This is a genomic window from Pedobacter sp. GR22-10, from assembly GCF_026239715.1.
GTDB lineage: Bacteria > Bacteroidota > Bacteroidia > Sphingobacteriales > Sphingobacteriaceae > Pedobacter.
Genome location: NZ_JAPIVR010000002.1, coordinates 743057 through 765339, shown reverse-complemented (window position 1 = coordinate 765339; position 22283 = coordinate 743057). Strand labels below are relative to the sequence as shown.

17 protein-coding genes are annotated in these 22283 nt (G+C 39.9%); 16 read left to right on the top strand and 1 reads right to left on the bottom strand.

All coding sequences use genetic code 11. The annotated features are described in order from the left end of the window. Nucleotides 1-181: 181 nt before the first annotated feature. Nucleotides 182-760, bottom strand: a complete 579-nt coding sequence (purN, locus tag OQX64_RS10770; RefSeq protein ID WP_088299977.1) for a phosphoribosylglycinamide formyltransferase — start codon at nucleotides 758-760, stop codon at nucleotides 182-184. Nucleotides 761-1001: 241 nt separating this feature from the next. Between purN and rpsT the strand changes: the two genes are divergently transcribed. The 16 genes from rpsT to OQX64_RS10690 all read left to right on the top strand — a co-directional run bounded on the left by rpsT (nucleotide 1002) and on the right by OQX64_RS10690 (nucleotide 22247). Beyond that, nucleotides 1002-1256: a 30S ribosomal protein S20 gene (gene rpsT / locus OQX64_RS10765; RefSeq protein ID WP_010603296.1), complete on the top strand. Its 255-nt coding sequence runs from the start codon at nucleotides 1002-1004 to the stop codon at nucleotides 1254-1256. Between the two features lie 71 nt (nucleotides 1257-1327). After that, nucleotides 1328-2026: a RadC family protein gene (gene radC, locus OQX64_RS10760; RefSeq protein ID WP_088299976.1), complete on the top strand. Its 699-nt coding sequence runs from the start codon at nucleotides 1328-1330 to the stop codon at nucleotides 2024-2026. 237 nt (nucleotides 2027-2263) lie between these two features. After that, nucleotides 2264-3100 carry an endonuclease/exonuclease/phosphatase family protein gene (locus tag OQX64_RS10755; RefSeq protein ID WP_265818767.1) on the top strand — a complete coding sequence of 279 codons (837 nt, stop codon included), beginning with the start codon at nucleotides 2264-2266 and terminating at the stop codon, nucleotides 3098-3100. A gap of 5 nt (nucleotides 3101-3105) precedes the next feature. Further along, a complete protein-coding gene (locus tag OQX64_RS10750) occupies nucleotides 3106-3864 on the top strand; it encodes a prolipoprotein diacylglyceryl transferase (protein WP_265818766.1) in 759 nt (252 codons plus the stop codon). A 6-nt stretch (nucleotides 3865-3870) separates the two neighbouring features. After that, a complete protein-coding gene (locus tag OQX64_RS10745; protein WP_265818765.1) occupies nucleotides 3871-5265 on the top strand; it encodes a radical SAM protein in 1395 nt (464 codons plus the stop codon). A gap of 1 nt (nucleotide 5266) precedes the next feature. Further along, a complete protein-coding gene (locus OQX64_RS10740; protein WP_265818764.1) occupies nucleotides 5267-5455 on the top strand; it encodes a hypothetical protein in 189 nt (62 codons plus the stop codon). 1 nt (nucleotide 5456) lies between these two features. After that, on the top strand, nucleotides 5457-5651 hold the full coding sequence (locus OQX64_RS10735) for a hypothetical protein (RefSeq protein ID WP_088299971.1): 195 nt from the start codon (nucleotides 5457-5459) through the stop codon (nucleotides 5649-5651). A 297-nt stretch (nucleotides 5652-5948) separates the two neighbouring features. Beyond that, the gene (locus OQX64_RS10730) at nucleotides 5949-6248 is read left to right on the top strand and encodes a GIY-YIG nuclease family protein (protein ID WP_265818763.1); all 300 of its coding nucleotides are present in this window, start codon (nucleotides 5949-5951) and stop codon (nucleotides 6246-6248) included. Between the two features lie 2379 nt (nucleotides 6249-8627). Beyond that, nucleotides 8628-11027 (top strand): phenylalanine--tRNA ligase subunit beta, encoded by a 2400-nt coding sequence (gene pheT / locus OQX64_RS10725; protein ID WP_265818762.1) that lies wholly within the window; start codon nucleotides 8628-8630, stop codon nucleotides 11025-11027. A 31-nt stretch (nucleotides 11028-11058) separates the two neighbouring features. Then, a complete protein-coding gene (locus tag OQX64_RS10720) occupies nucleotides 11059-11349 on the top strand; it encodes a hypothetical protein (protein ID WP_088302949.1) in 291 nt (96 codons plus the stop codon). Nucleotides 11350-11382: 33 nt separating this feature from the next. Further along, on the top strand, nucleotides 11383-11673 hold the full coding sequence (locus tag OQX64_RS10715; protein ID WP_265818761.1) for a cell division protein ZapA: 291 nt from the start codon (nucleotides 11383-11385) through the stop codon (nucleotides 11671-11673). Between the two features lie 296 nt (nucleotides 11674-11969). Then, nucleotides 11970-13541 (top strand): ribonuclease Y, encoded by a 1572-nt coding sequence (gene rny, locus OQX64_RS10710; RefSeq protein ID WP_088302947.1) that lies wholly within the window; start codon nucleotides 11970-11972, stop codon nucleotides 13539-13541. Between the two features lie 150 nt (nucleotides 13542-13691). Next, entirely contained in the window at nucleotides 13692-14207 is a 516-nt protein-coding gene (locus OQX64_RS10705) for a DUF962 domain-containing protein (RefSeq protein ID WP_265818760.1), read from the top strand. 112 nt (nucleotides 14208-14319) lie between these two features. Further along, nucleotides 14320-17127, top strand: coding sequence for a TonB-dependent receptor (locus tag OQX64_RS10700; RefSeq protein ID WP_265818759.1), 2808 nt, complete (start codon nucleotides 14320-14322; stop codon nucleotides 17125-17127). 30 nt (nucleotides 17128-17157) lie between these two features. Beyond that, nucleotides 17158-18687: a cell shape-determining protein MreB gene (locus tag OQX64_RS10695; protein WP_088302944.1), complete on the top strand. Its 1530-nt coding sequence runs from the start codon at nucleotides 17158-17160 to the stop codon at nucleotides 18685-18687. A 302-nt stretch (nucleotides 18688-18989) separates the two neighbouring features. Then, on the top strand, nucleotides 18990-22247 hold the full coding sequence (locus OQX64_RS10690; RefSeq protein WP_265818758.1) for a TonB-dependent receptor: 3258 nt from the start codon (nucleotides 18990-18992) through the stop codon (nucleotides 22245-22247). Nucleotides 22248-22283 lie beyond the last annotated feature (36 nt).

Genomic DNA, 22283 nt, shown 5'->3' with positions numbered 1-22283 from the left:
TGATGGCAACAGAAACAAATTTTATCATGTAACATGCTATTTTCTGCCGTTTAATAAAAAATAAAGCCGGAACAAATGTTTCGTCATCATGCCGGTGTAAGTAAACGCGACAAATCCACATTCATACTTCAGGCTGACAGGCCCTGCAACAGGGTGTTTAAATGGATGAGCAGGCGGATTCCTATTTCTTAATTTTCTTAACCAGGCTTTCCACAATCCTGGGGTAATGCTGGTGTTCAAGCTGCTGGCCTTTAAATTTAATCATTTCGAGGTGATCATCCTTTTCAATTTTATATTTCGCCTGGTAAATGTATTCCCCTTCATCATAATGCTCATCCACATAATGGATGGTGATGCCGCCTTCATTTTCTCCGGCAGCCATTACGGCATGGTGCACATGGTCGCCGTACATGCCTTTGCCACCGAATTTGGGTAAAATGGCTGGGTGGATGTTTACGATCCGGCCGGGATAGGCCGCAATTAAATTTTGAGGAATAAGCCAGAGAAAACCGGCCAGTACTATAAAATCGATATCGAGGTTTTTAAGCAGGTCAATCACCTCATCCGTTTTATAGAATTCATTTTTATCGAAAATGTGACTGGGGATTTCAAAATTATCCGCTCTTTGCAGCACATAAGCATCGGCATTGTTGGTCAGCACCAGCGAAATTTCAATGTCGTTACTGCGTTTAAAATGCTCCATTAGTTTTTGGGCATTGGAGCCAGAACCGGATGCAAAGATGGCTATTCGTTTTTTCACTCAGAATGTATTTCCCCAAAAATAGTATTTTTACGTATGTTTTCTGTATGGAAGTTAAATTTTATTCTTTGCCGTTAACGTGTTGTTAATGAATAAATTTATCGTATTTTCGCAGTTCGGAAGCGATAGCAGATGTGAGTGAATAAAAATTTAAAATTCTTTTGTATTATAAAAAGATAAACTCTATATTTGCAACCCGAATTAAAGGAAACGATTAAGAAAAATAAAAGGCTAAATAGAAATGGCAAATCATAAATCTTCATTAAAGAGAATTAGAGCAAACGCAACAAAACGTTTACGTAACAGATATCAGGCAAAAACCACACGTACTTTTATTAAAAGATTACGTGCTGCAGAAGATAAAAAATCTGCTTCAGATTTATTGCCTAAAGTAATCTCTATGTTAGATCGTTTAGCTAAAAAGAACATCATCCACAAAAATAAAGCGGCTAATAATAAATCAAAATTAACGAAATTCGTTAACGGTTTAGCATAATCCATTTTTTTTACGATATTAGTACCAGGCATCCCAACCAAACGTTGGGATGCTTTTTTTTTGTCGAAAAAATGGAAAATTACGATCAGAAATTGGGTATTAAACGTTGGGCGGAAGAAGACCGCCCGAGGGAAAAATTACTGCAGCATGGCCGCAGGCATTTAACAGATGCCGAATTGATTGCCATCCTTATCGGCTCTGGCAACAGGAATGAAACGGCTGTGGATTTAAGTAAAAGGATTTTATCTTTCTACGGGCACAACTTATCTAACATCGGAAAAGCATCCATTCAGGAGCTTTCCAAGTTTAAGGGCATTGGTCAGGCAAAAGCCATCACCATCATTGCCGCTTTAGAACTCGGGCTGCGCAGAAAGGAAACACAGGACGAACAGGTATTGCAGGTTACCGCTTCCAGTGATGTTCACAATTATCTTTACAACACTTTTGCAGACCTCAATCATGAAGAGTTCTGGATCTTACTGCTCAACCGCTCCAATCACATTATTGGCCGGCACCTCATCAGTAAAGGCGGGCAGGCCGGAACAGTGGCTGATCCGAAGATTATTTTTAAAATTGCGCTTGAACACAATGCCGCCAATATCGTGCTGGCACATAACCATCCTTCAGGAAACCTGAAACCCAGTGAAAGTGATAATAAACTGACCAGGGATTTAGTCGCCTCCGGACTCATGTTGGGATTGTACGTGGTGGATCATTTAATTTTTGCCCGGAACCATTATTTCAGTTATAAAGACGAAGACATGATTTAAAGCCGGATGCGCAGGATGCAGGTTTGTAGCGTAACATTCTTAAGTTTGATAACATTTACGGGTAATGCAATTCAATCTGTAATCGCTTATAAAGCGAGTAAATGAGAGCAGTGTACGTAGTTTGCGGGTTTTTGCTTGAATCTGCTTCTATTGGGATTGTGTTGTATAACAACTTTAATACTTAAAATTCATTTAACATGAAATGAGTAATATTGACAAATTGAAAATTATTATTCCATGAAAACTGTTAAGCTTATTTTTTCCTTATTGCTGCTCTCTACCTTAGCCTTTGCCCAGTCGAAGGGAAGCCCTATCAATATCATCACTTACAATATCCGGTATAACAATCCGGATGACGGGGTAAATGCATGGCCAAACCGGGCGCAAAATGTAAAAGCCCTGGTGAAATTTCATGATGCCGATTTGCTTTGTGTACAGGAGGCGTTGCCTGAACAATTTGATGCCTTATTAAAAAATTCCAATTTTGATGTAGTAGGGGTAGGTCGTGAAGACGGGAAGCGGAAAGGTGAATTCGCGGCCATTTATTTTGATAAAGACCGCTTTACTAAAAAAGATGGCGGAACTTTCTGGCTTTCCGAAACACCTGATGTTCCGTCGAAGGGCTGGGATGCTGCGCTCAACAGGGTGTGTAGCTGGGTAAGGTTATATGATCAGCTGAATAAGAAGGAATTTTTGGTGTTTAATACACATTATGATCATAAAGGTGTTAAAGCCAGAATCGAATCTGCGAAATTAATTAAACAAAAAATACAGCAGATTGCACCGGCATTGCCGGTGGTTTTTACAGGCGACTTAAATGTGACGCCCGAAACCGAGGCCATTAGCACCATCAAATCTTTCCTGACAGATGCGAAAGAAATCAGCCAGGAAACTCCTTACGGACCAAATGGGACCTTTAATGATTTCGATTTTAACAGCGATCTTCCAAACAGGATCGATTATATTTTTGTCAATAGAGGTTTTAAGGTGCAAAAATTTGCGGTACTCACCGATAGTAAAGATAAAAGGTATTTTTCTGATCACCTGCCGGTTTTCGCCAGGCTTTGGTTTTAATAACGATGATCACGAAATCGGATAGTCCGTTTCCATTTCAGTTTGAACTTTTTGGTAACTTATATCATTACCATTATATTTTTGAAACGCTTGCTTTTATTATGGGTGTGCGGGTTTATTATTACTTGAAGAAAGGCATTCCCGATCCCATTTCTGATGAACACCGTTTGTGGATTATGCTGGGGGCCATGCTTGGTGCACTCATTGGCTCGCGTGTGGTTGCCGTACTGGAAACACCTGAGGTATTGCATCATTTGAGTTTTGCTGTGCTTTATCAAAGTAAAACCATTGTAGGTGGCTTGTTGGGAGGCTTGTTCGGCGTAGAAATCATTAAAAAGATCATCGGTGTTAACATTGCGTCGGGCGATATTTATGTGATTCCCATCATCATAGCTTTGTTTATCGGACGCATCGGTTGTTTTTCAATGGGAATTGATGAGCCCACCTATGGGATCCCAACTACTTTGTTTTCTGGAATGGATTTGGGCGATGGTATCTTGAGACATCCGATTATGTTATATGAAATGGTTTATCTGGTGTTGCTGTTTTGCTTTTTTATGGCGATTAAAAACAAAACACTGATCAATGGTGACCGCTTCAAGTTATTTATGGTACTGTACTTTTTGTTCCGTTTTCTGATCGAATTTATTAAACCATATCAATCCTTATTTTTAAATTTAAGCAGCATTCATTGGTCGGCAATGCTAATTTTTGCGTATTATTATACCTTCATGATCAGGTTAACAAGAACTATTTTCATTTAAAAGGATATGGCCAACACAAGAGATTACATATACTACGATTATACAAAAAGCCTTTGTCCGGAATGCCTCCTGCTTTGCGATGCAAAAATTGTTTTTCAGGCTGCAAAAGTGTTTATGTTAAAAAACTGCAGAACGCATGGCGATAGCAAAGTAATGATTGCTGATGATGTGGAGTATTATAAACAAATCCGCAATTACAATAAGCAATCAGAAATGCCACTGAAGTTTAATACCAAAGTGCATTACGGTTGCCCGTATGATTGCGGGCTTTGTACCGATCATGAACAGCATTCTTGTCTGACCGTGATTGAAGTGACTGATCGCTGTAATCTGGCCTGCCCCACCTGTTATGCCATGTCATCACCTCATTATGGTAGACACCGGACCTTAACTGAAATTGAGCGTATGATGGATGTGGTGGTTGCCAATGAAGGAGAACCTGATGTGGTTCAGCTGTCTGGTGGTGAGCCTACCGTTCATCCTGAATTTTTCAAAATACTTGATCTGGCTAAAACCAAGCCCATTAAGCATTTGATGGTAAATACGAATGGCATCAGGATGGCCAAAGACATCAACTTTGTAGAGAAACTGGCTTCGTACATGCCTGATTTTGAGATTTATCTGCAGTTCGATAGTTTTAGTCCGGAGGTATTAACCAAAATGAGGGGTGAGGATTTGACTGAAGTGAGAAAGAAAGCCATTGACCATTTAAATCAGTTTAATGTATCAACTACATTGGTAGTGACGCTGCAAAACGGTTTAAATGATCATGAAATTGGTGATATCCTCGATTATGCCTTGAAGCAACGTTGTGTTCGCGGGGTAACCTTTCAGCCTACACAGGTAGCCGGCAGAAATGATGATTACAATGACCAGCAGGGGCGGATTACCTTAACTGAGGTGAGACGCAAAATTTACGAACAATACCCAACCTTTACACCGCAGGACTTAATCCCGGTACCCTGTAATCCCGATGCACTTTGCATGGCTTACGCCTTAAAGATCGGGGATGAGGTTATTCCGATGACACATTTGATCAATCCGGAAGATTTGCTGAATAATTCTAAAAATACCATTGTTTTTGAGCATGACGAGAAATTGAAAGAACATATGCTTAATTTATTTAGCACCGGCGTTTCTGTTGATTGTGCTGAAGATACTTTTGGTGAACTGATGTGCTGTTTGCCGAGGGTGAAATCGGATAATCTGAGCTATGATAACCTGTTTCGCATTATTATTATGAACTTTATGGATCCCCTTGATTTTGATGTTCGGGCGGTGAAGAAGTCCTGTGTTCATATTGTGAGTGATCAATATAAGATGGTGCCTTTTGAGACGATGAATATTTTTTATCGTGACCATAAAATTGATGCCATCAGGGAAAAATTAAATATGAATTAGTATGATTGTCATCTTATTTTTTCTTTACGGGCTGGCCATTGTAGGTTTATTCATTGCAGGGATCATCACCATAATCGTAAAATCATCAAATAGTCAGCCTGTGAAACTTGGTGTTCAAATGCTGATTGCTTCAGTTATCTTGGTGGTGATTGGCGGAGGTGCCTGTGCGGTTATGTTAGCAAATTCTTAAAATGGGACTTATTCTAATCTATTGGTTTGCTGTTGCCGTGCTGTTTGTTGTTGGTGTTATTCTGGTGATCGTTAAGTCGGTCAAGAATGAACCGCTAAAACCTGGTTTAATGTTGATTTTGGTTTCGGTGATTATGCTGGTAATCGGCGCGGGTGCCTGCGCGGTAATTTTATCGAATTTGAATATCAGGAATTAGGGGGGTATTTGTACATAAAGTTATACTGTTATCATTATGCCAACATTAACTTTATTCGTCATTCGACCATAGTGGAGGAATCTTTTAAAGTTCCGATTTGCATGATTCAAAGATATCTCCACTTTGCTACGCACCAGTCGAGAAGACGCTGACACGATGGTTGTCATTCCTTTATCGGCATAGTTGTCAGTCCGACCATCGTAGCGGAATCTTTGAACATTAAACCTAATCTTAAATATCACTTCCGTTTCACTGTGGCCTTAATTATAGTTTTTCGTATCTTGAAATAAAAAGCTAATGGAAAGAGGAGGTTGTATTTATATTATGACCAATTATCAAAGAACAACATTATACATCGGTGTCACATCTGATTTAGCTGTTAGAATTGTTCAGCATCGCGATAAATTTAATCCAAATTCGTTTACTGCTAAATACCATCTTTCAGTTTGTATTTATTATGAGATTTACCCTTCAATAGAAGAGGCTATTTCCAGAGAAAAGCAGTTAAAAAAGGGGAACCGATCGAAAAAAGAAACATTAATTCATGCTAAAAATGCTGAATGGAAAGATTTATCTCCAGAGATACTTTGCTGGTAATGATCAATTAATAATACGGTTCAAAGATCTCTCCATTCCGTTGCACTCCAGTCGGGAGGACGGTGGCACAATGGTGCTCACTTCGTCATCAGCATCGTCGTCATTCCAACGGCAATGGAGGAATCTTTTCAGGTTGAAGAATGGTATGGTTCAAAGATCTCTCCATTCCGCTGCACTCCAGTCGGGAGGACGGTGGCACAATGGTGTTCACTTCGTCATCAGCATCGTCGTCATTCCGACCGCAGTGGAGGAATCTTTTCAGGTTGAAGAATGGTATGGTTCAAAGATTTCTCCATTTCGCTACGCTCCAGTCGAGAGGACGCAGGCACAATGGTGTTCACTTCGTCATCAGCATCGTCGTCATTCCGACCGCAGTGGAGGAATCTTTTCAGGTTGAAGAATGGTATGATTCAAAGATCTCTCCATTTCGCTACGCTCCAGTCGAGAAGACGCTGGCACAATGGTGTTTACTTCGCTATTAGCATCGTCGTCATTCCGACCGCAGTGGAGGAATCTTTTCAGGTTGAAGAATGGTATGATTCAAAGATCTCTCCATTCCGTTGCACTCCAGTCGGGAGGACGGTGGCACAATGGTGTTCACTTCGTCATCAGCATCGTCGTCATTCCGACCACAGTGGAGAAACTTTTCAGGTTGAAGAATTGTACGGTTCAAAGATCTCTCCATTTCGCTACGCTCCAGTCGAGAGGACGCTGGCGCGATGGTTATTATTCCATCATCAGCATCGTCGTCATTCCGACCGCAGTGGAGGAATCTTTTCAGGTTGAAGAATGGTATGGTTCAAAGATCTCTCCATTTCGTTGCACTCCAGTTGAGAGGACGTTGGGGCGATGATTGTAGTTCCGCTATCAGCATCGTCGTCATTCCGACCGCAGTGGAGGAATCTTTTCAGGTTGAAGAATGGTATGGTTCAAAGATCTCTCCATTCCGTTGCACTCCAGTCGAGAGGACGGTGGCACAATGGTGTTCACTTCGTAATCAGCATATTCGTCATTCCGACCGCAGTAGAAGAATCTTTTCAGGTTGAAGAATGGTATGATTCAAAGATCTCTCCATTCCGTTGCACTCCAGTCGAGAGGACGGTGTTGCGATAGTTGTAGTTCCGCTATCAGCCTAGTCGTCATTCCGACCGCAGTAGAAGAATCTTTTCAGGTTGAAGAATGGTATGATTCAAAGATCTCTCCATTTCGCTACGCTCCAGTCGAGAGGACGGTGTTGCGATAGTTGTAGTTCCGCTATCAGCCTAGTCGTCATTCCGACCGCAGTGGAGAAATCTTTTCAGGTTGAAGAATGGTATGGTTCAAAGATCTCTCCATTCCGTTGCACTCCAGTCGGGAGGACGATGGCACAATGGTGTTCACTTCGTCATCAGCATCGTCGTCATTCCAACCGCAGTGGAGGAATCTTTTCAGGTTGAAGAATGGTATGGTTCAAAGATTTCTCCATTTCGCTACGCTCCAGTCGAGAGGACGCAGGCACAATGGTGTTCACTTCGTCATCAGCATCGTCGTCATTCCAACCACAGTGGAGAAATCTTTTCAGGTTGAAGAATGGTATGGTTCAAAGATCTCTCCATTCCGTTACACTCCAGTCGGGAGGACGGTGGCGCGATGGTTGTAGTTCCGCTATCAGCATCGTCGTCATTCCGACCGCAGTGGAGGAATCTTTTCAGGTTGAAGAATGGTATGGTTCAAAGATCTCTCCATTTCGCTAAGCTCCAGTCGGGAGGACGGTGGCGCGATGGTTGTAGCTCCATCATCAGCATCGTCGTCATTCCGACCGCGGTGGAGGAATCTTTTCAGCTTGAAGAATGGTATGGTTCAAAGATCTCTCCATTTCGTTGCACTCCAGTTGGGAAGACGGTGGCGCAATGATTGTAGTTCCGCTATCAGCATCGTCGTCATTCCGACCGCAGTGGGGGAATCTTTTCAGGTTGAAGAATGGTATGATTCAAAGATCTCTCCATTTCGCTACGCTCCAGTCGGGAGGACGCTGGCACAATGGTGTTCACTTCGTCATCAGCATCGTCGTCATTCCGACCGCAGTGGAGGAATCTTTTCAGGTTGAAGAATGGTATGGTTCAAAGATCTCTCCATTCCGTTACACTCCAGTCGGGAGGACGGTGGCACAATGGTGTTCACTTCGTCATCAGCATCGTCGTCATTCCGACCGCAGTGGAGGAATCTTTTAAAGTTGCAGTTTGCATGGTTCAAAGACATAGCTGACCAGCTTAGCATTATTGCCCGAAGATTTCCGGTTTAGTTTTCTGCTTTAAGCTTTTAATAATATCTTTGCGTTTTATGAAATCGAAGTATCGACAATTATCTCGATACATGATACTCACTACTTGATACTTACAAATGAAAATATCCTATAACTGGTTAAAACAATTCGTTCAGCTAAACAAAACGCCTCAGGAGCTTTCCCTGATCTTAACCGATATTGGCCTGGAAGTGGAAAGTGTAGATAAAGTGCAGCCTGTAGTGGGTGGATTAGAGGGCCTGGTGATTGGCGAAGTTTTAACCTGCATGCCCCATCCTAATGCCGATCGCTTGCGCATCACTACCGTAAATATTGGCGGAAAAGAAAGTCTTCAGATTGTTTGCGGCGCGCCAAATGTAGGTGCCGGTCAGAAAGTAGTGGTTGCCCCGGTTGGCACTACTGTTTATCCACTGGAAGGTGAGCCTTTTAAAATTAAAGAATCTAAAATCAGGGGAGAAGTTTCGCAGGGCATGATCTGTGCTGAGGATGAAATTGGTTTAGGAAAGTCTCATGATGGAATTATGGTTCTGGCTGAAGATACTGAAATCGGAATCCGCGCCAAAGACCATTTCAAAATGGACGATGATTTTGTTTTCGAAATTGGTTTAACACCAAACCGTGCCGATGCGGCTTCTCATCTAGGTGTAGCCAGAGATTTGGCTGCTTATTTCAGAAGCGACTATGAAATGCCCGACCTTTCTGCCTTTAAAACCGATAACGAAAATTTAGTGATTCCGGTTGAAGTGGAAGATATGGACGTCTGTCCGCGCTACAGCAGTGTAACCATCTCTGGTGTTACCGTTGCAGCGTCTCCGGATTGGCTAAAAGATAAATTAAAAGTAATTGGCCTCCGCCCGGTTAATAATGTAGTGGATATTACCAATTACGTTTTACACGGATTAGGTCAGCCTTTACATGCTTTTGATGCAGATAAAATTGCTGGCGGCAGGGTGATCGTAAAGAAAGTTGCCGAAGGAACACCTTTTGTAACCCTTGATGATGCAGAGCGTAAATTGAATGCAGACGATTTAATGATTTGCAACACTGAAGCACCGATGTGTATTGCCGGTGTATTTGGCGGAAAAACTTCGGGCGTTGATGCCGATACGAAGAACATATTCCTCGAGAGTGCCTATTTCAATTCGGTTTCAGTCCGTAAAACAGCAAAACGTCATGGTTTAAAAACTGATGCCTCTTTCCGTTTTGAGCGTGGAACCGATCCGGAAATTACGGTTACGGCCTTGAAATATGCCGCTATTTTAATTAAAGAACTGGCCGGGGGAGAAATTTCTTCATTAGTTTCTGATATTTATCCTGAACTCATTCGTCCGTTTGAATTTGAAGTAAGCTACACCAATATCAATCAATTAATTGGTGCACAGATTCCTGCTGCGGAGATTAAACATATTATTACCGCTTTGGGTATTACGGCCACCAGCACTTCTGATGATACACTGGCTTTAAGGGTTCCGTCGTTTAAGGTGGATGTAACCCGGGAGTGTGATATTACCGAAGAAGTATTGCGCATTTACGGCTATAACAATATCGAAATTCCATCGAAGGTAAATGCATCATTGTCATATAGTGTGAAGCCGGAGAAAGAAAATACGCAAAATGTAATTGCAGATGTATTAACGGCTAACGGATATGCGGAAATCATGTGTAACTCGTTAACTAAATCAGCCTATTCAAAACAACCAGATGAGGCCGTATTTATTTTAAATCCTTTAAGCAGTGATTTGAATGTGATGCGCCAGGAGTTATTAATGCCAGCCCTCGAAAGCGTTGCGTATAACCAGAACCGTAAAAATGCTGATGTGAAGTTTTACGAATTTGGTAAAACCTATCATTTGATCAATGAACGCTATGTAGAGCGGCAACGGTTATTGTTGCTGATTTCTGGTGCAAAACAAAGTGAGCAGTGGAATCATCATGCCAAACCGGCTACCTTTTACAACCTGAAGGCAGCGGTTGATGGCATCATATCCCGTTTAGGCATCTCGGGTTATCAGACAGATACTTTAAATGATGTGCACTTTGCCTATGGTATTAAATATTTCCGTGGAGATAAAGCCATTGTAAGTTTTGGTGCTGCCACAAAAGCCGACCGTAAGCTGGCCGATGTTCATGCAGAAGTTTTTTATGCCGATTTTGACTGGGCTGCTATTTTAGATATCGTCAAGAAAAATAAAATAGTGAATAAGGAGCTGTCAAAATACCCGCAGGTGCGCCGCGATTTGTCTTTATTGATTGATCAGGCAGTAACCTTTGATACTTTAAAAGGAATTGCCTTTAAAACCGATAAAAAGCTGATTAAAGAAGTAGGGGTTTTTGATGTGTATGTGGGAGACAAATTGCCTGAAGGTAAAAAATCTTATGCCTTGAATTTCATTTTGCAGGATGAGGAGCAAACTTTAACTGATAAGCAAATAGAAAGTACGATGCAGAAGCTCATTGCAAATTTAACGCAGCAAGCAGGGGCAGAAATTAGGAAATAAAATATAAATTCGTATTTTTAGAAATAAATTCATGACTTCTGTTGCTGATCAATTAGATAAGGTATTACAAAAAACGGCTCGTTTAATCGAGTTATGTGATGCCTTACAGGAAGAAAATGATTTATTAAAGCTTGAAAATCAATCGTTAAAAGTAGCCGTTGATACTTCGAAAGCAAAGACCGTAGATCTTGAAGAAAAATTAAGAGTTACGAAACTGGCTAAAAGTATAGAAGGGGCGAGTGAGAAATCACTTGATATTAAACAGAAAATTAACGATTTTGTGCGGGAGATTGATAAAAGTATCGCATTGTTAAAAAAATAAATGATGCGGAGAAATCAGAAACTAAGCTAACAAATGGGAGAAATCTCGATTAAAATAACCATTTCCGACCGTATTTACCCTTTAAAGGTGAATACAGAAGAGGAAGAAATTGTGAGACGGGCAGCTAAAATGATCAATGAGCGCATAAAAGATTATCAGGATAATTATGCGGTTAGGGATAAGCAGGATCTTCTTTCTATGGCTGTATTGCATTATGCAACGGCTGTATTAAGAACGGAAAACCAGGTGCAAAACCAGGATACTGCAGTTGCCGATAAAGTTGAAGAGTTGGATGTTTTACTTAATGGTTTTTTCAAAAAATAAAGGATCGTTCTTTGGCGATTCGTCGCACTGAACTTGTTTCAGTGCCTTTTTAACAAGATTCTGAAATAGATTCAGGATGACGAGTCTCTATCATTAGCATAAAGACATAGCCGCGGCTAGTTTTTGAGTTTCAAAATTTATAAAACTTAACACTTCAATATCTATGGGGTTAAGAGGGCGTATTTCATCTGCTTTAAGCACCTGAAAATGGCTTAAATCCCAATTATGCTTAGTTGAGGTTTAAAATAATGAGGCTTTAAAAATTAGTTGCGGTTTTTTTTTACTTAAAAAACAAAATGGAGATAACGGAAATTCTAGGATACATATTTGCCTTAATAGCAGGCTTAGGTATCGGTATAGCGGTAGGGAGGTTCCTACTACGCAACTTGCTTAAAGGGCAGGAAGTTGCCGCTCAAAACAAGGTTAAAAAGATTTTGAAAGACGCAGAGAATAATGCGGAAATCTTAAAGAAGAATAAACTTTTGGAAGCAAAAGAGAAATTTTTGCAATTAAAAGCAGAGCATGAGCAGGAAGTAAATGCTAAAAACAATACCATTAACCAACGCGAAAACACGATGAAACAGAAAGAACAATCTGTTAATCAGCGCATGGAAAACTTCAACAAAAAAGAGCAGGAGCTGGATAAGCAAAAGGCAAATCTTGAAAAGCAAACCGATTTAGCTGTTAAAAAGCAGGAAGAAGTTGAAGTATTAAAAAATCAGCACCTGAAACAACTGGAAACCATTGCCGGACTTTCTGCTGAAGAAGCGAAAGAACAATTGGTAGAAAATCTGAAACAAGAGGCCCGCACGCAGGCCATGATGCAGGTTAAAGATATTGTGGATGAAGCAAAATTGACGGCGAGTAAAGAAGCTAAAAAGGTGGTTATTCAAACCATTCAACGTACGGCAACTGAAGCAGCAATTGAAAATTCAGTTTCGATTTTCCATATCGAAAGTGATGAGATTAAAGGCCGTGTAATTGGTAGAGAGGGTAGAAATATCCGTGCTTTAGAGGCCGCTACCGGTATCGAAATTATTGTGGATGATACACCGGAAGCGATTATTTTATCTGGTTTTGATCCGGTAAGAAGGGAAATTGCCCGTTTGGCTTTACACCGTCTGGTGACAGATGGACGGATTCACCCGGCCCGTATTGAAGAAATTGTGGCGAAGACCAAAAAGCAAATTGAAGATGAAATTGTAGAAATTGGTGAGCGTACCGTCATTGATTTAGGCATTCATGGTTTACATCCTGAACTGATTCGTATGGTTGGACGGATGCGTTACCGCTCTTCTTATGGACAGAACTTGTTACATCACTCGCGCGAGGTGGCTAATTTCTGTGCGACCATGGCAGCAGAATTAGGCTTAAATGCAAAGATGGCTAAACGTGCCGGACTGTTACATGATATTGGTAAGGTGCCTGATGACAATCCGGAATTGCCTCACGCCATTTTAGGGATGCAACTGGCAGAAAAATATAAGGAACATCCTGAAATTTGCAATGCCATTGGTGCCCACCACGATGAAATCGAAATGACTTCAATGATTTCGCCGATTATTCAGGCTTGTGATGCCATTTCTGGTGCCCGTCCGGGTGCCCGTAGGGAAGTGGTGGAAAGCTATATTAAACGTTTAAAGGATTTGGAAGAACTGGCTTTATCTTATCCGGGAGTAGAAAAAACATTTGCAATCCAGGCTGGTAGAGAGCTGCGGGTAATTGTAGAAAGTGAAAGAATTACAGATGCTCAGGCTGAATTACTGGCTGCTGATATCTCTACCCGTATCCAAACGGAGATGACTTATCCGGGTCAGATTAAGGTTACCGTAATTCGTGAAACCCGTTCTGTTGCCTTTGCAAAATAACTACAATGATTGTGCAGATTTACACTAAAGTGTTTGATTAAATAGATTAAACTAAGGTAATTTACACTAAAGTGGTTGATTACATAGATTAAGGATGATACAGATTATATTAAGCGATGGAATATCCATCGCTTTTTTTATTTTTACATCATGAGCAAGCCAACCATACCTGTAGAGCCCAAGCGCCCTGTTGATGTCCTTTTTGATCAATATGCAGAAAGTCATCAAAACCATACCAATAAGATGGTGCACTGGATTTGTGTTCCTTTAATTGTGTTTAGTTTGCTTGGTCTGGTATGGCAGATTCCTTTTCCGCATATTGGTTTTCTGGGGAGTTATAATGGATTTTTCAATTGGGCTTCATTTCTGCTGGCTTTTAGTTTATATTATTACTTTACACTTTCACCCGTATTATTTTTTATGATGATCTGGGTGGTGGGTTTAATGAGTTATGTCATTGTTAAGATTGAACAGGCCGTGGGTTTAGGCAGTGGAACGGCATATGCCATTTATGCCATTATTTTTATTGCAGCCTGGATCGGGCAATTTATCGGGCATAAAATTGAAGGCAAGAAGCCTTCTTTTTTAGATGATGTTAAGTTTTTGTTAATAGGTCCGATCTGGTTATTGCACTTCATCTGCAAGAAAACTGGTATCCGTTACTGACATAAAAAATCAGTTAACTTTTAGTTAACCTTAAAGTAAAGGAATGTTAATTAACACCTAACTTGCGGTTAACACTGTGGTAATAGCTTTGCCCTTATCAAATAAAGGCAAATTGGACTTACTAAACTCTTTTAAAAGAGCGGCACTTACTGTGTTCGCTTTGACGATCAGCATGCTCTCGTATGCGCAGACAGGAAAAATTTCTGGTAAAATAACGGATAAAACTACGGGGCAAACCTTAGTTGGGTTATCAGTATTAATAGAAGGCACATCGATCGGTACAACGAGTGATGCAGACGGGAATTATATTCTCAATACCGTAAAGCCTGGTACTTACAGGATAAGCTTTTCGTTTATTTCTTTTAAGAAACAAATTATTCCAAATGTAAAGGTTACTCCAGGAAAAACAACAGTTGTAGATGTTGTCATGGAGGATGATCAATCCACACTTAACGATGTTGTAGTAACCGGCTCCAGAAAAACTGGTACTGAGGTTTCATTGCTCGCAGAATTAAAAAAATCTCAGTCAATAGCAAATGGCGTTTCGTCTCAAACCATTCAAAGATCTGGTGATACGGATGCCGCACAAGTAGTGAAACGTGTTCCGGGCATTACCATTGTTGACAATCGTTTTATTAATATCAGGGGGCTAGCTGAGCGATACAATAATGTTCAACTCAATAATGTCACTGCTCCAAGTTTGGAAACTGATGTCAGATCTTTCTCTTTTGATTTAATTCCAAGCAATCAAATTGATCGGGTATTGGTTTATAAAAGTCCTTCTGCAGATATTCCTGCGGATTTCGCAGGAGGTGTGGTAAAGGTTTTTCTCAAGAGTATTCCCGATGACGACCGGTTAACTATTGATTATGGAACGAGTTATCGCCAGAATGCAACATTTAAAGATTTCAAAAGAACCAATACCGGAAGTTTATACTTTACTGGTTTTAATACAGGTGATAATGATCTGCCTGTAAATTTCCCTTCCAATTTGAATAGTGTCAGTGCGAGCAAGTTAAACGCAGCAGGTCATGCACTTAGAAATAACTGGTTACCAGATGTAAATACGGCAAATCTGGATCAGAAGTTAAATATTTATGGTAGTAAACGCTTTAACATCAACAATAAATTATTAGGAAATATTACAGCAATCACTTACAGTAACAGCAAGACAAATAACGCGGTTTTTAGAGGGAATTATGAAGTTTATGATCCTGTTTCGCAAATTGCTGAGGAAAATTACAGATATAATGATGATCAGTATACCTATAATGTACGTTTAGGCATTGTACACAATTGGGCTTTCAAGTTAGATAATAACAATACATTTGAATTTAAAAATCTTTATAACCAGTTAAGTACTTCTCAGTATGTAAGCCGCTTTGGTTCTGAAAAGCAACAGGATTATGCCAATTTCGCTTCTAATGTGCTATACCGGGGGATTTATTCTGGTCAGTTATCCGGCGTGCATAAATTCAATAACGAGCATACTAAGTTTGATTGGGTTTTTGGTTATAGTAAATCTTTCAGAGATCAGCCCGATTATTCACGTTACAGAACATTGGCTAATGGGGATGGTACTTTTAACATTTTCGTGCCAACAGGTGGTGCTCAGCCAGAATTTTTGGGAAGATTCTTTTCTAAAATGAATGAAGACATTAAAACAGGTGCATTTAATATTGAACAAGCACTTGCCCCAAAATCAGAAGGGTTTAAACCTTCATTAAAAGTTGGTGGTTATTATGAGGATAAACAAAGAACCTTTACTTCGAGAAACATTGGTTACGTACGGGCAAACTCACTAAATTTTGATCAATCCTTGCTGAAAGGTACTATAGAAGAACTTTTCGATTGGAAAAATATCAATACAACCACAGGAATTAGATTGGATGAAAAATCAAATCCATATGATAACTATGATGCTTCAAATAAATTACTCGCAGGGTTTGCAAATTTTGTGCTACCTTATAAAGATAAGCTAACCATAGTTGCAGGTGCGAGAGTTGAAAATAACGTTCAAAAATTAAATAGTTTTGATACTGATGGACCTGTTAATGTAAACAACGATATCACGAGAATACTCCCTTCTGCTAACGTACAGTTCAATGTGAATGAAAAATCTTTATTCAGATTGGCTTATGGTAAAACCCTGAACAGACCTGAATTCAGAGAGATTGCACCTTTCTCATTTTATGATTTTGATCAGAATTTCAATGTGGCTGGTAACCCTAATTTAAAAACAGCAAAGATTGATAATTTTGATTTAAAATATGAATTCTACCCATCGTCAGGCGAATTGATTAGTATTTCAGGTTTTTATAAAAAGTTTAAAGATGCGATTGAGATGACGGCGATACCAGGGTCTAATGCGCAGTCTTTCAATTTTAATAACGCCCAAAAGGTCAGAAACGTTGGCGTAGAATTGGAAATGCGTAAATCATTGGCAGGTTTAAGTGAAAGCCAGTTCTTGAATGATTTGACCGTCTTATTAAATGCATCTTACATCAATAGTAAAGTAATGTTTGATGGTGCAAGTGCAATAGGGCAATCCAATAATCGTCCAATGCAGGGCCAGTCGCCATATATCCTTAATGCGGCTATATTCTATAATAATATCAAATCTAAGTTCCAGGTTAACCTCCTTTACAATGTGGCAGGCAAGCGCATCGCTTTTGTAGGTACTGATCTGATCAGGGATATTTATGAGATGCCTAGAAATGTTGTGGATTTGGTCGTTACTAAAAATTTTACCAACAAGCTCTCCTTAAAAGCAAACTTCAATGATTTGCTGAATCAGAATTTTACCCTGATGCAGGACGGAAATCAAGATGGAAATTTTGATCAGTCAGTTGACCAGGTTACGGCGCAATTTAAAAGTGGCCGTCAGTTCGGATTAACACTTTCATACAAATTATTTTAATCAATAATAAAAAGACATAAAAAACAAGAAATGAATATGAAAAAGCGCTACAAACCAAAATTTGGTACTAACGGACTTAAAGCAATGGCATTTGTTTTGGCAGGAACATTAATTTTTAGTTCATGCAAAAAAACAACTGTGATAGAATATAATGAAGCTGGATACAACTCAGGTAATGGAGGTGGAACCACTCCTAATCCAGCTACCGGGTTTACCAAGCCGGTTGTGGAAGTAGCAGCCGGCAGTATTACAACGAACACAAAATGGACCAAAGATAACATTTACAGGCTTAATGGCTTTGTGAGAGTTGGAAGAGATCCTAAAAATAAAGCTGGTTTAGCAGCGGTTGAGGGCATTACCTTAACAATTGAAGCTGGTACAACAATCATCGGTGATCGGGAAACGAAAGGTACTTTGGTGGTACAAAGAGGCAATAAACTAATTGCAGAAGGAACAGCATCTCAACCGATTATTTTTACATCGGAACGAGCTGCTGGTTTGCGTGAGCCGGGAGACTGGGGTGGTGTTGTATTGTGTGGAAAGGCAACCAACAATCAATCTGGAGGCGAAGCAGAATTGGAAGGTGCTTATGAAGGATGGCATGGTGGAACAGTTGATACTGATAATTCCGGAATTCTAAAATATGTTAGAATTGATTATGCCGGCACACCAATTAATCCAAACCAGGAGGTGAACTCTTTAACAATGGGTTCTGTTGGTTCCGGAACCGTGATTGATTATGTACAATGCTCATATGGTTTAGATGACGCTTTTGAATGGTTTGGCGGAACGGTAAATGCAAAACACTTAATCGCCTATCGTGGTCTTGATGATGATTTCGATGTTGATTTTGGTTTCCGCGGTACGGTACAGTTCGCGGTTGGTATTCGCGATGCCAACTCTGCTGACCAGTCTGGATCCAATGGTTTTGAGGTTGATAATGACGGTACCGGATCAAGTGTTGCTCCTTTCACGTCGGCTCAGTTTTCTAACGTGACGATTATCGGTCCAAAGAAAGATAGAACTAAAACCATTTCAACACAATTTCAAAATGCAATGCATTTGAGAAGAAACAATAAAATTAAGATCTATAATTCTGTATTTACAGCCTATCCAAATGGATTGTTCATAGATGGATCTACCACTCTTGCGAATGCAGCTAATGGTGAATTGGTGCTCAAAAATAATGTTCTTGCGGGTGTAGATGGTTGGGGAGCTAATGGTTACGGTACTGGTGGTACGACAACATTCCCAAATCCAATCGGAGTGGAAACAAAATCAACTGCTAATGTTGGTACTCAAACCATTGATGCCTGGTTCAAAACGGCTTCATTTGGAAACGAGACTTATGCCAAATGGGAAGATCTAGGTATTGACGGAAGTATTTTTGATTTAGGTGCTACGCCAAAATTCACATTGAATACTGGATCGATACTTTTAGCTGGTGCGAGTTTTACAGGTTTAACTGGTTTCGATGTGGTGAGTCACCGTGGTGCATTTGGCACTTCAGATTGGACGGCAGGCTGGGCCAATTTCACACCACAAACTAATGTATATTAAAATTTAATATTTTCATTAAAAAGCCAGATAGCGATATCTGGCTTTTTTTGTTTACTATTCTTTTATGTTTCATGCTTGTGTGATGGATAGTATTCAATCTTCATGAAATCTTCATCTTTCAAAAGTAGCTTTAGCCCTTCATATAACCCGCTTTCAGGTCGCCCAATCGGGTGTTAAGAAACTGTGTCTCATATATTTCTGAATTATTTATTTAATGTTAAATAAGACGCAATAATTAATTTTTAATTAACATTAGGTTAACATCACTGTTGTTGCTTTGTACCAAACAAAAACAACAGAAAATGAAATCGCGTTTACTATTTTTATTTAGTATTTTAGTGTTGTTTGTTACCGCTGCTCATGCACAGGTCACAACAGCCAGTTTAAATGGAAAAATTAAAGATGAGAAAGGGATTATTCCGGGGGCTACCATTGTGGTTGTTCATGTCCCTACCGGAACAGTCTCTAAAGCTTCATCAAATGAAACAGGGCTATACCGCATCGGAAACTTAAATCCCGGTGGTCCCTATAAAATCACCGTAACTTATGTAGGTTACAGTCCGGTAGTGAAAGACAATATCTATTTAGCGCTGGGTGCTGATCAGAAACTGGATATTGATATTCAGGAACAGGGCAGTCAGCTGGCTGATGTGAGTGTAAAAGGACAAAAAGGCCCGACAAAATCCGGTGCCGGTACCAGCATTGGTGAAGGTCAGATTAAAACAATGCCAACCATGAACCGGAGTTTACAGGATGTTACCCGGGTAACCCCACAAGGCAGTAAAGACAATACCTTTGGCGGAACCAATTTCAGGTACAATAACGTCACTATTGATGGTGCGATTAACAATGATGCCATTGGTTTTAGCCCATCTCTGGGCGGACAAAGTGGTAGTTCGGGCATGCCGGGAAGCAGTACCCGTACCAATCCGGTATCGTTAGATGCGATTCAGGATGTAACTGTACTTTTATCTCCTTATGATGTGAAAGTAGGTAACTTTTTAGGGGGAAGTATCAATGCCGTAACCCGTGGTGGTACAAATGATGTCACCGGATCTGTTTATGGTTATGGCCGTAATGCTTCATTAATCGGCAGAAATAAAATAGGGGATAACAGCAAAGAGCCTTCTGCTTTTCACGATTATCAAACCGGCTTCCGTGTTGGTTTTCCGATTATAAAAGATAAGTTGTTCTTCTTCACCAATGAGGAAATTACCCGCCGTCAGGATCCGGTAATTTTAGGTGCAGGATCATCGGATATGAAATTGCTTACCTTGACTGAGGCGCAGCAAATCTCAGATCGCATGAAAAATGCTTATGGCATAGATGCTGGTTCGTTTGGCGATTATAACATCTATTCGCAGTCTAACAAATTCTTTAACCGTTTAGATTGGAATATCAGTGAGAGTACACAGTTGACCATCAGAAACAATACCATCGTTTCAAAGGCAACCAATTTAGAAAGAGATCAGTCTAACTTCAGGTTTGGAGGAATTGATTTTAAACAGAACAATAATCAGAGTTCAACCGTTGCTGATTTAAAAACAAGGTTTAACAATTCTGCTACCAATAACCTGATTTTAGGTTATTCAACTGTACACGATTTCCGTACACCTCTTTCTGATCCTGCTATTCCACAAATTGAGATTGGCTCTAGTGGTGGTACTATTTTCCTGGGTACAGATAGAGAAGCAAGTATTTTTAATATGAAACAAAATACTTTTGAGTTAACGGATAACTATTCATTCAGTAAAGGCATCCATAATTTTACGGTAGGTACCCACAATGAATTTTACAAAATAAACTACGGTTTTGTGAATGCATGGAATGGTAGGGTAGCTTATGATACGGTTGACGACTTTCTGAATAACAGACCGAAAAGGGTTCGTACCAGCTTTGATTATGCTGATAACTCACGCGATAATATTATTGCCAATCCGACTGCTAAATTCAATGTTAATCTTTATAGCGCTTACGGACAGGATGAAATGCGTTTAAGTGATAAATTTAAACTTACCTTAGGTTTGCGTTTCGATATGGCTGATTTACCAACCATGCCAACTTTGAGTAATAAAACGACCAACTCACCAGTTGATCCAAATTATGGTACAACCTATACTTATACGCAACCCTCAGCCATTAATAACAAGTTTCTAAACAAAATTCAGATTTCACCAAGATTAGGTTTTAATTTCGATGCATTTGGTGATCAAAGCTTGATTGTACGCGGTGGTAGTGGTTTATTTACCAGTCGTGTACCTTTTGCCTGGTTAGGTTACGCTTATTATAATAATGGTGTAAATTATGGTGCTTATGATCTTAAACCTGCAAGCGGAAATAAATCTGTAACCCAGGTTGCAGGTAGTGATCCGATTAAAGATGCTTTAAACGGAAACGGCGAAGCCGGATATGCAGCCAAGCAAGGTGTAAATATCAATGATGCCAATGGTGCAACTCAGGTTGATTTAGTGGATAATAATTTCAAAATGCCTAAGGCCTGGAGAACTAACTTAGCCTTTGATTTCAAAACCCAGGATAACTGGAAGTTTACTGTAGAGGGTATTTACAGCAAGGTTATTCAGGATGTTGCTTTCCAGCAAATTAACTATGTAGATAATCCAACTTATATGGCTTATGATACACAGCACCAGCAGCCCATTTATTCCGGAGCAAAAATTAATTCAAAATATACAAACGCTTATCTATTGTCAAATACCGATAAAGGATATAAATATTCCTTAACTGGTCAGGTAAGTAAATCTTTACCTTTTGGTTTAGATGTAATGGTTGCCTACACTTATGGTCAGTCTAAAGATATTGCCAACGGTATCCGTAACTCCATGGAATCTAACTGGCAGTTAAATCAGGCCTTAAGTCCGAATAACCCAGGTTTGGCTTATTCTAACTTTGATGTGCGTAACCGGATTATTTCAACCTTAAATTACAGGTTAGACTGGGCTAAAAACAATAAGTATGTAAGTAACTTCTCCATTTTCTTTAGTGCACAGTCCGGTGCTCCTTACTCTTTAGGATTTGTAAATGCTACGGTAAATAATACTGGACAAACAGTTGGTTTAGTTTATATCCCGGCTGTTGGTGAAACTTCGAAATTCTTTTCTTCAGCCAATCAGGCACAGGCTGCAGCATTTGATGCATACATAGACGGAGATAAATATCTGAGTACCCGCAGGGGCCAGTTCACAGAGCGTAACGGTGCACGTACACCATGGAACGTTCAGGCTGATTTCAGATTCTCTCAGGATATTCAGGTCGCACAAGGAAAACATCCTCATGTTTTAACCTTAACTTATGATATTGTGAACTTAACCAATCTGGTAAATAAGAATTGGGGTATCCAGTATTTCTCTCCGAATACATTCAATTCAATGGCGAATGTTGGATTATCTCTTGAGAAAGATGCTGCTGGAAAAGTAATTTCTGCAGGTAATGCAACTACTTATCCTAGTTACACATTTAATAAGGGGAACGTTACTTCTTATTCGAGAGACTTTTTTGCATCACGTTATCAGATGCAACTGGGATTGAGATATAGCTTCTAATAGCTGATTATAAACAAAAATGCCCTGCTGATTAAA

Excerpts from the sequence above, each read along its gene's own strand:
- rpsT (WP_010603296.1), top strand. The coding sequence starts at position 1,002 with ATGGCAAATCATAAATCTTCATTAAAGAGAATTAGAGCAAACGCAACA.
- radC (WP_088299976.1), top strand. The coding sequence starts at position 1,328 with ATGGAAAATTACGATCAGAAATTGGGTATTAAACGTTGGGCGGAAGAA.
- OQX64_RS10755 (WP_265818767.1), top strand. The coding sequence starts at position 2,264 with ATGAAAACTGTTAAGCTTATTTTTTCCTTATTGCTGCTCTCTACCTTA.
- OQX64_RS10750 (WP_265818766.1), top strand. The coding sequence starts at position 3,106 with ATGATCACGAAATCGGATAGTCCGTTTCCATTTCAGTTTGAACTTTTT.
- OQX64_RS10745 (WP_265818765.1), top strand. The coding sequence starts at position 3,871 with ATGGCCAACACAAGAGATTACATATACTACGATTATACAAAAAGCCTT.
- OQX64_RS10740 (WP_265818764.1), top strand. The coding sequence starts at position 5,267 with ATGATTGTCATCTTATTTTTTCTTTACGGGCTGGCCATTGTAGGTTTA.
- OQX64_RS10735 (WP_088299971.1), top strand. The coding sequence starts at position 5,457 with ATGGGACTTATTCTAATCTATTGGTTTGCTGTTGCCGTGCTGTTTGTT.
- OQX64_RS10730 (WP_265818763.1), top strand. The coding sequence starts at position 5,949 with ATGGAAAGAGGAGGTTGTATTTATATTATGACCAATTATCAAAGAACA.
- pheT (WP_265818762.1), top strand. The coding sequence starts at position 8,628 with ATGAAAATATCCTATAACTGGTTAAAACAATTCGTTCAGCTAAACAAA.
- OQX64_RS10720 (WP_088302949.1), top strand. The coding sequence starts at position 11,059 with ATGACTTCTGTTGCTGATCAATTAGATAAGGTATTACAAAAAACGGCT.
- OQX64_RS10715 (WP_265818761.1), top strand. The coding sequence starts at position 11,383 with ATGGGAGAAATCTCGATTAAAATAACCATTTCCGACCGTATTTACCCT.
- rny (WP_088302947.1), top strand. The coding sequence starts at position 11,970 with ATGGAGATAACGGAAATTCTAGGATACATATTTGCCTTAATAGCAGGC.
- OQX64_RS10705 (WP_265818760.1), top strand. The coding sequence starts at position 13,692 with ATGAGCAAGCCAACCATACCTGTAGAGCCCAAGCGCCCTGTTGATGTC.
- OQX64_RS10695 (WP_088302944.1), top strand. The coding sequence starts at position 17,158 with ATGAATATGAAAAAGCGCTACAAACCAAAATTTGGTACTAACGGACTT.
- OQX64_RS10690 (WP_265818758.1), top strand. The coding sequence starts at position 18,990 with ATGAAATCGCGTTTACTATTTTTATTTAGTATTTTAGTGTTGTTTGTT.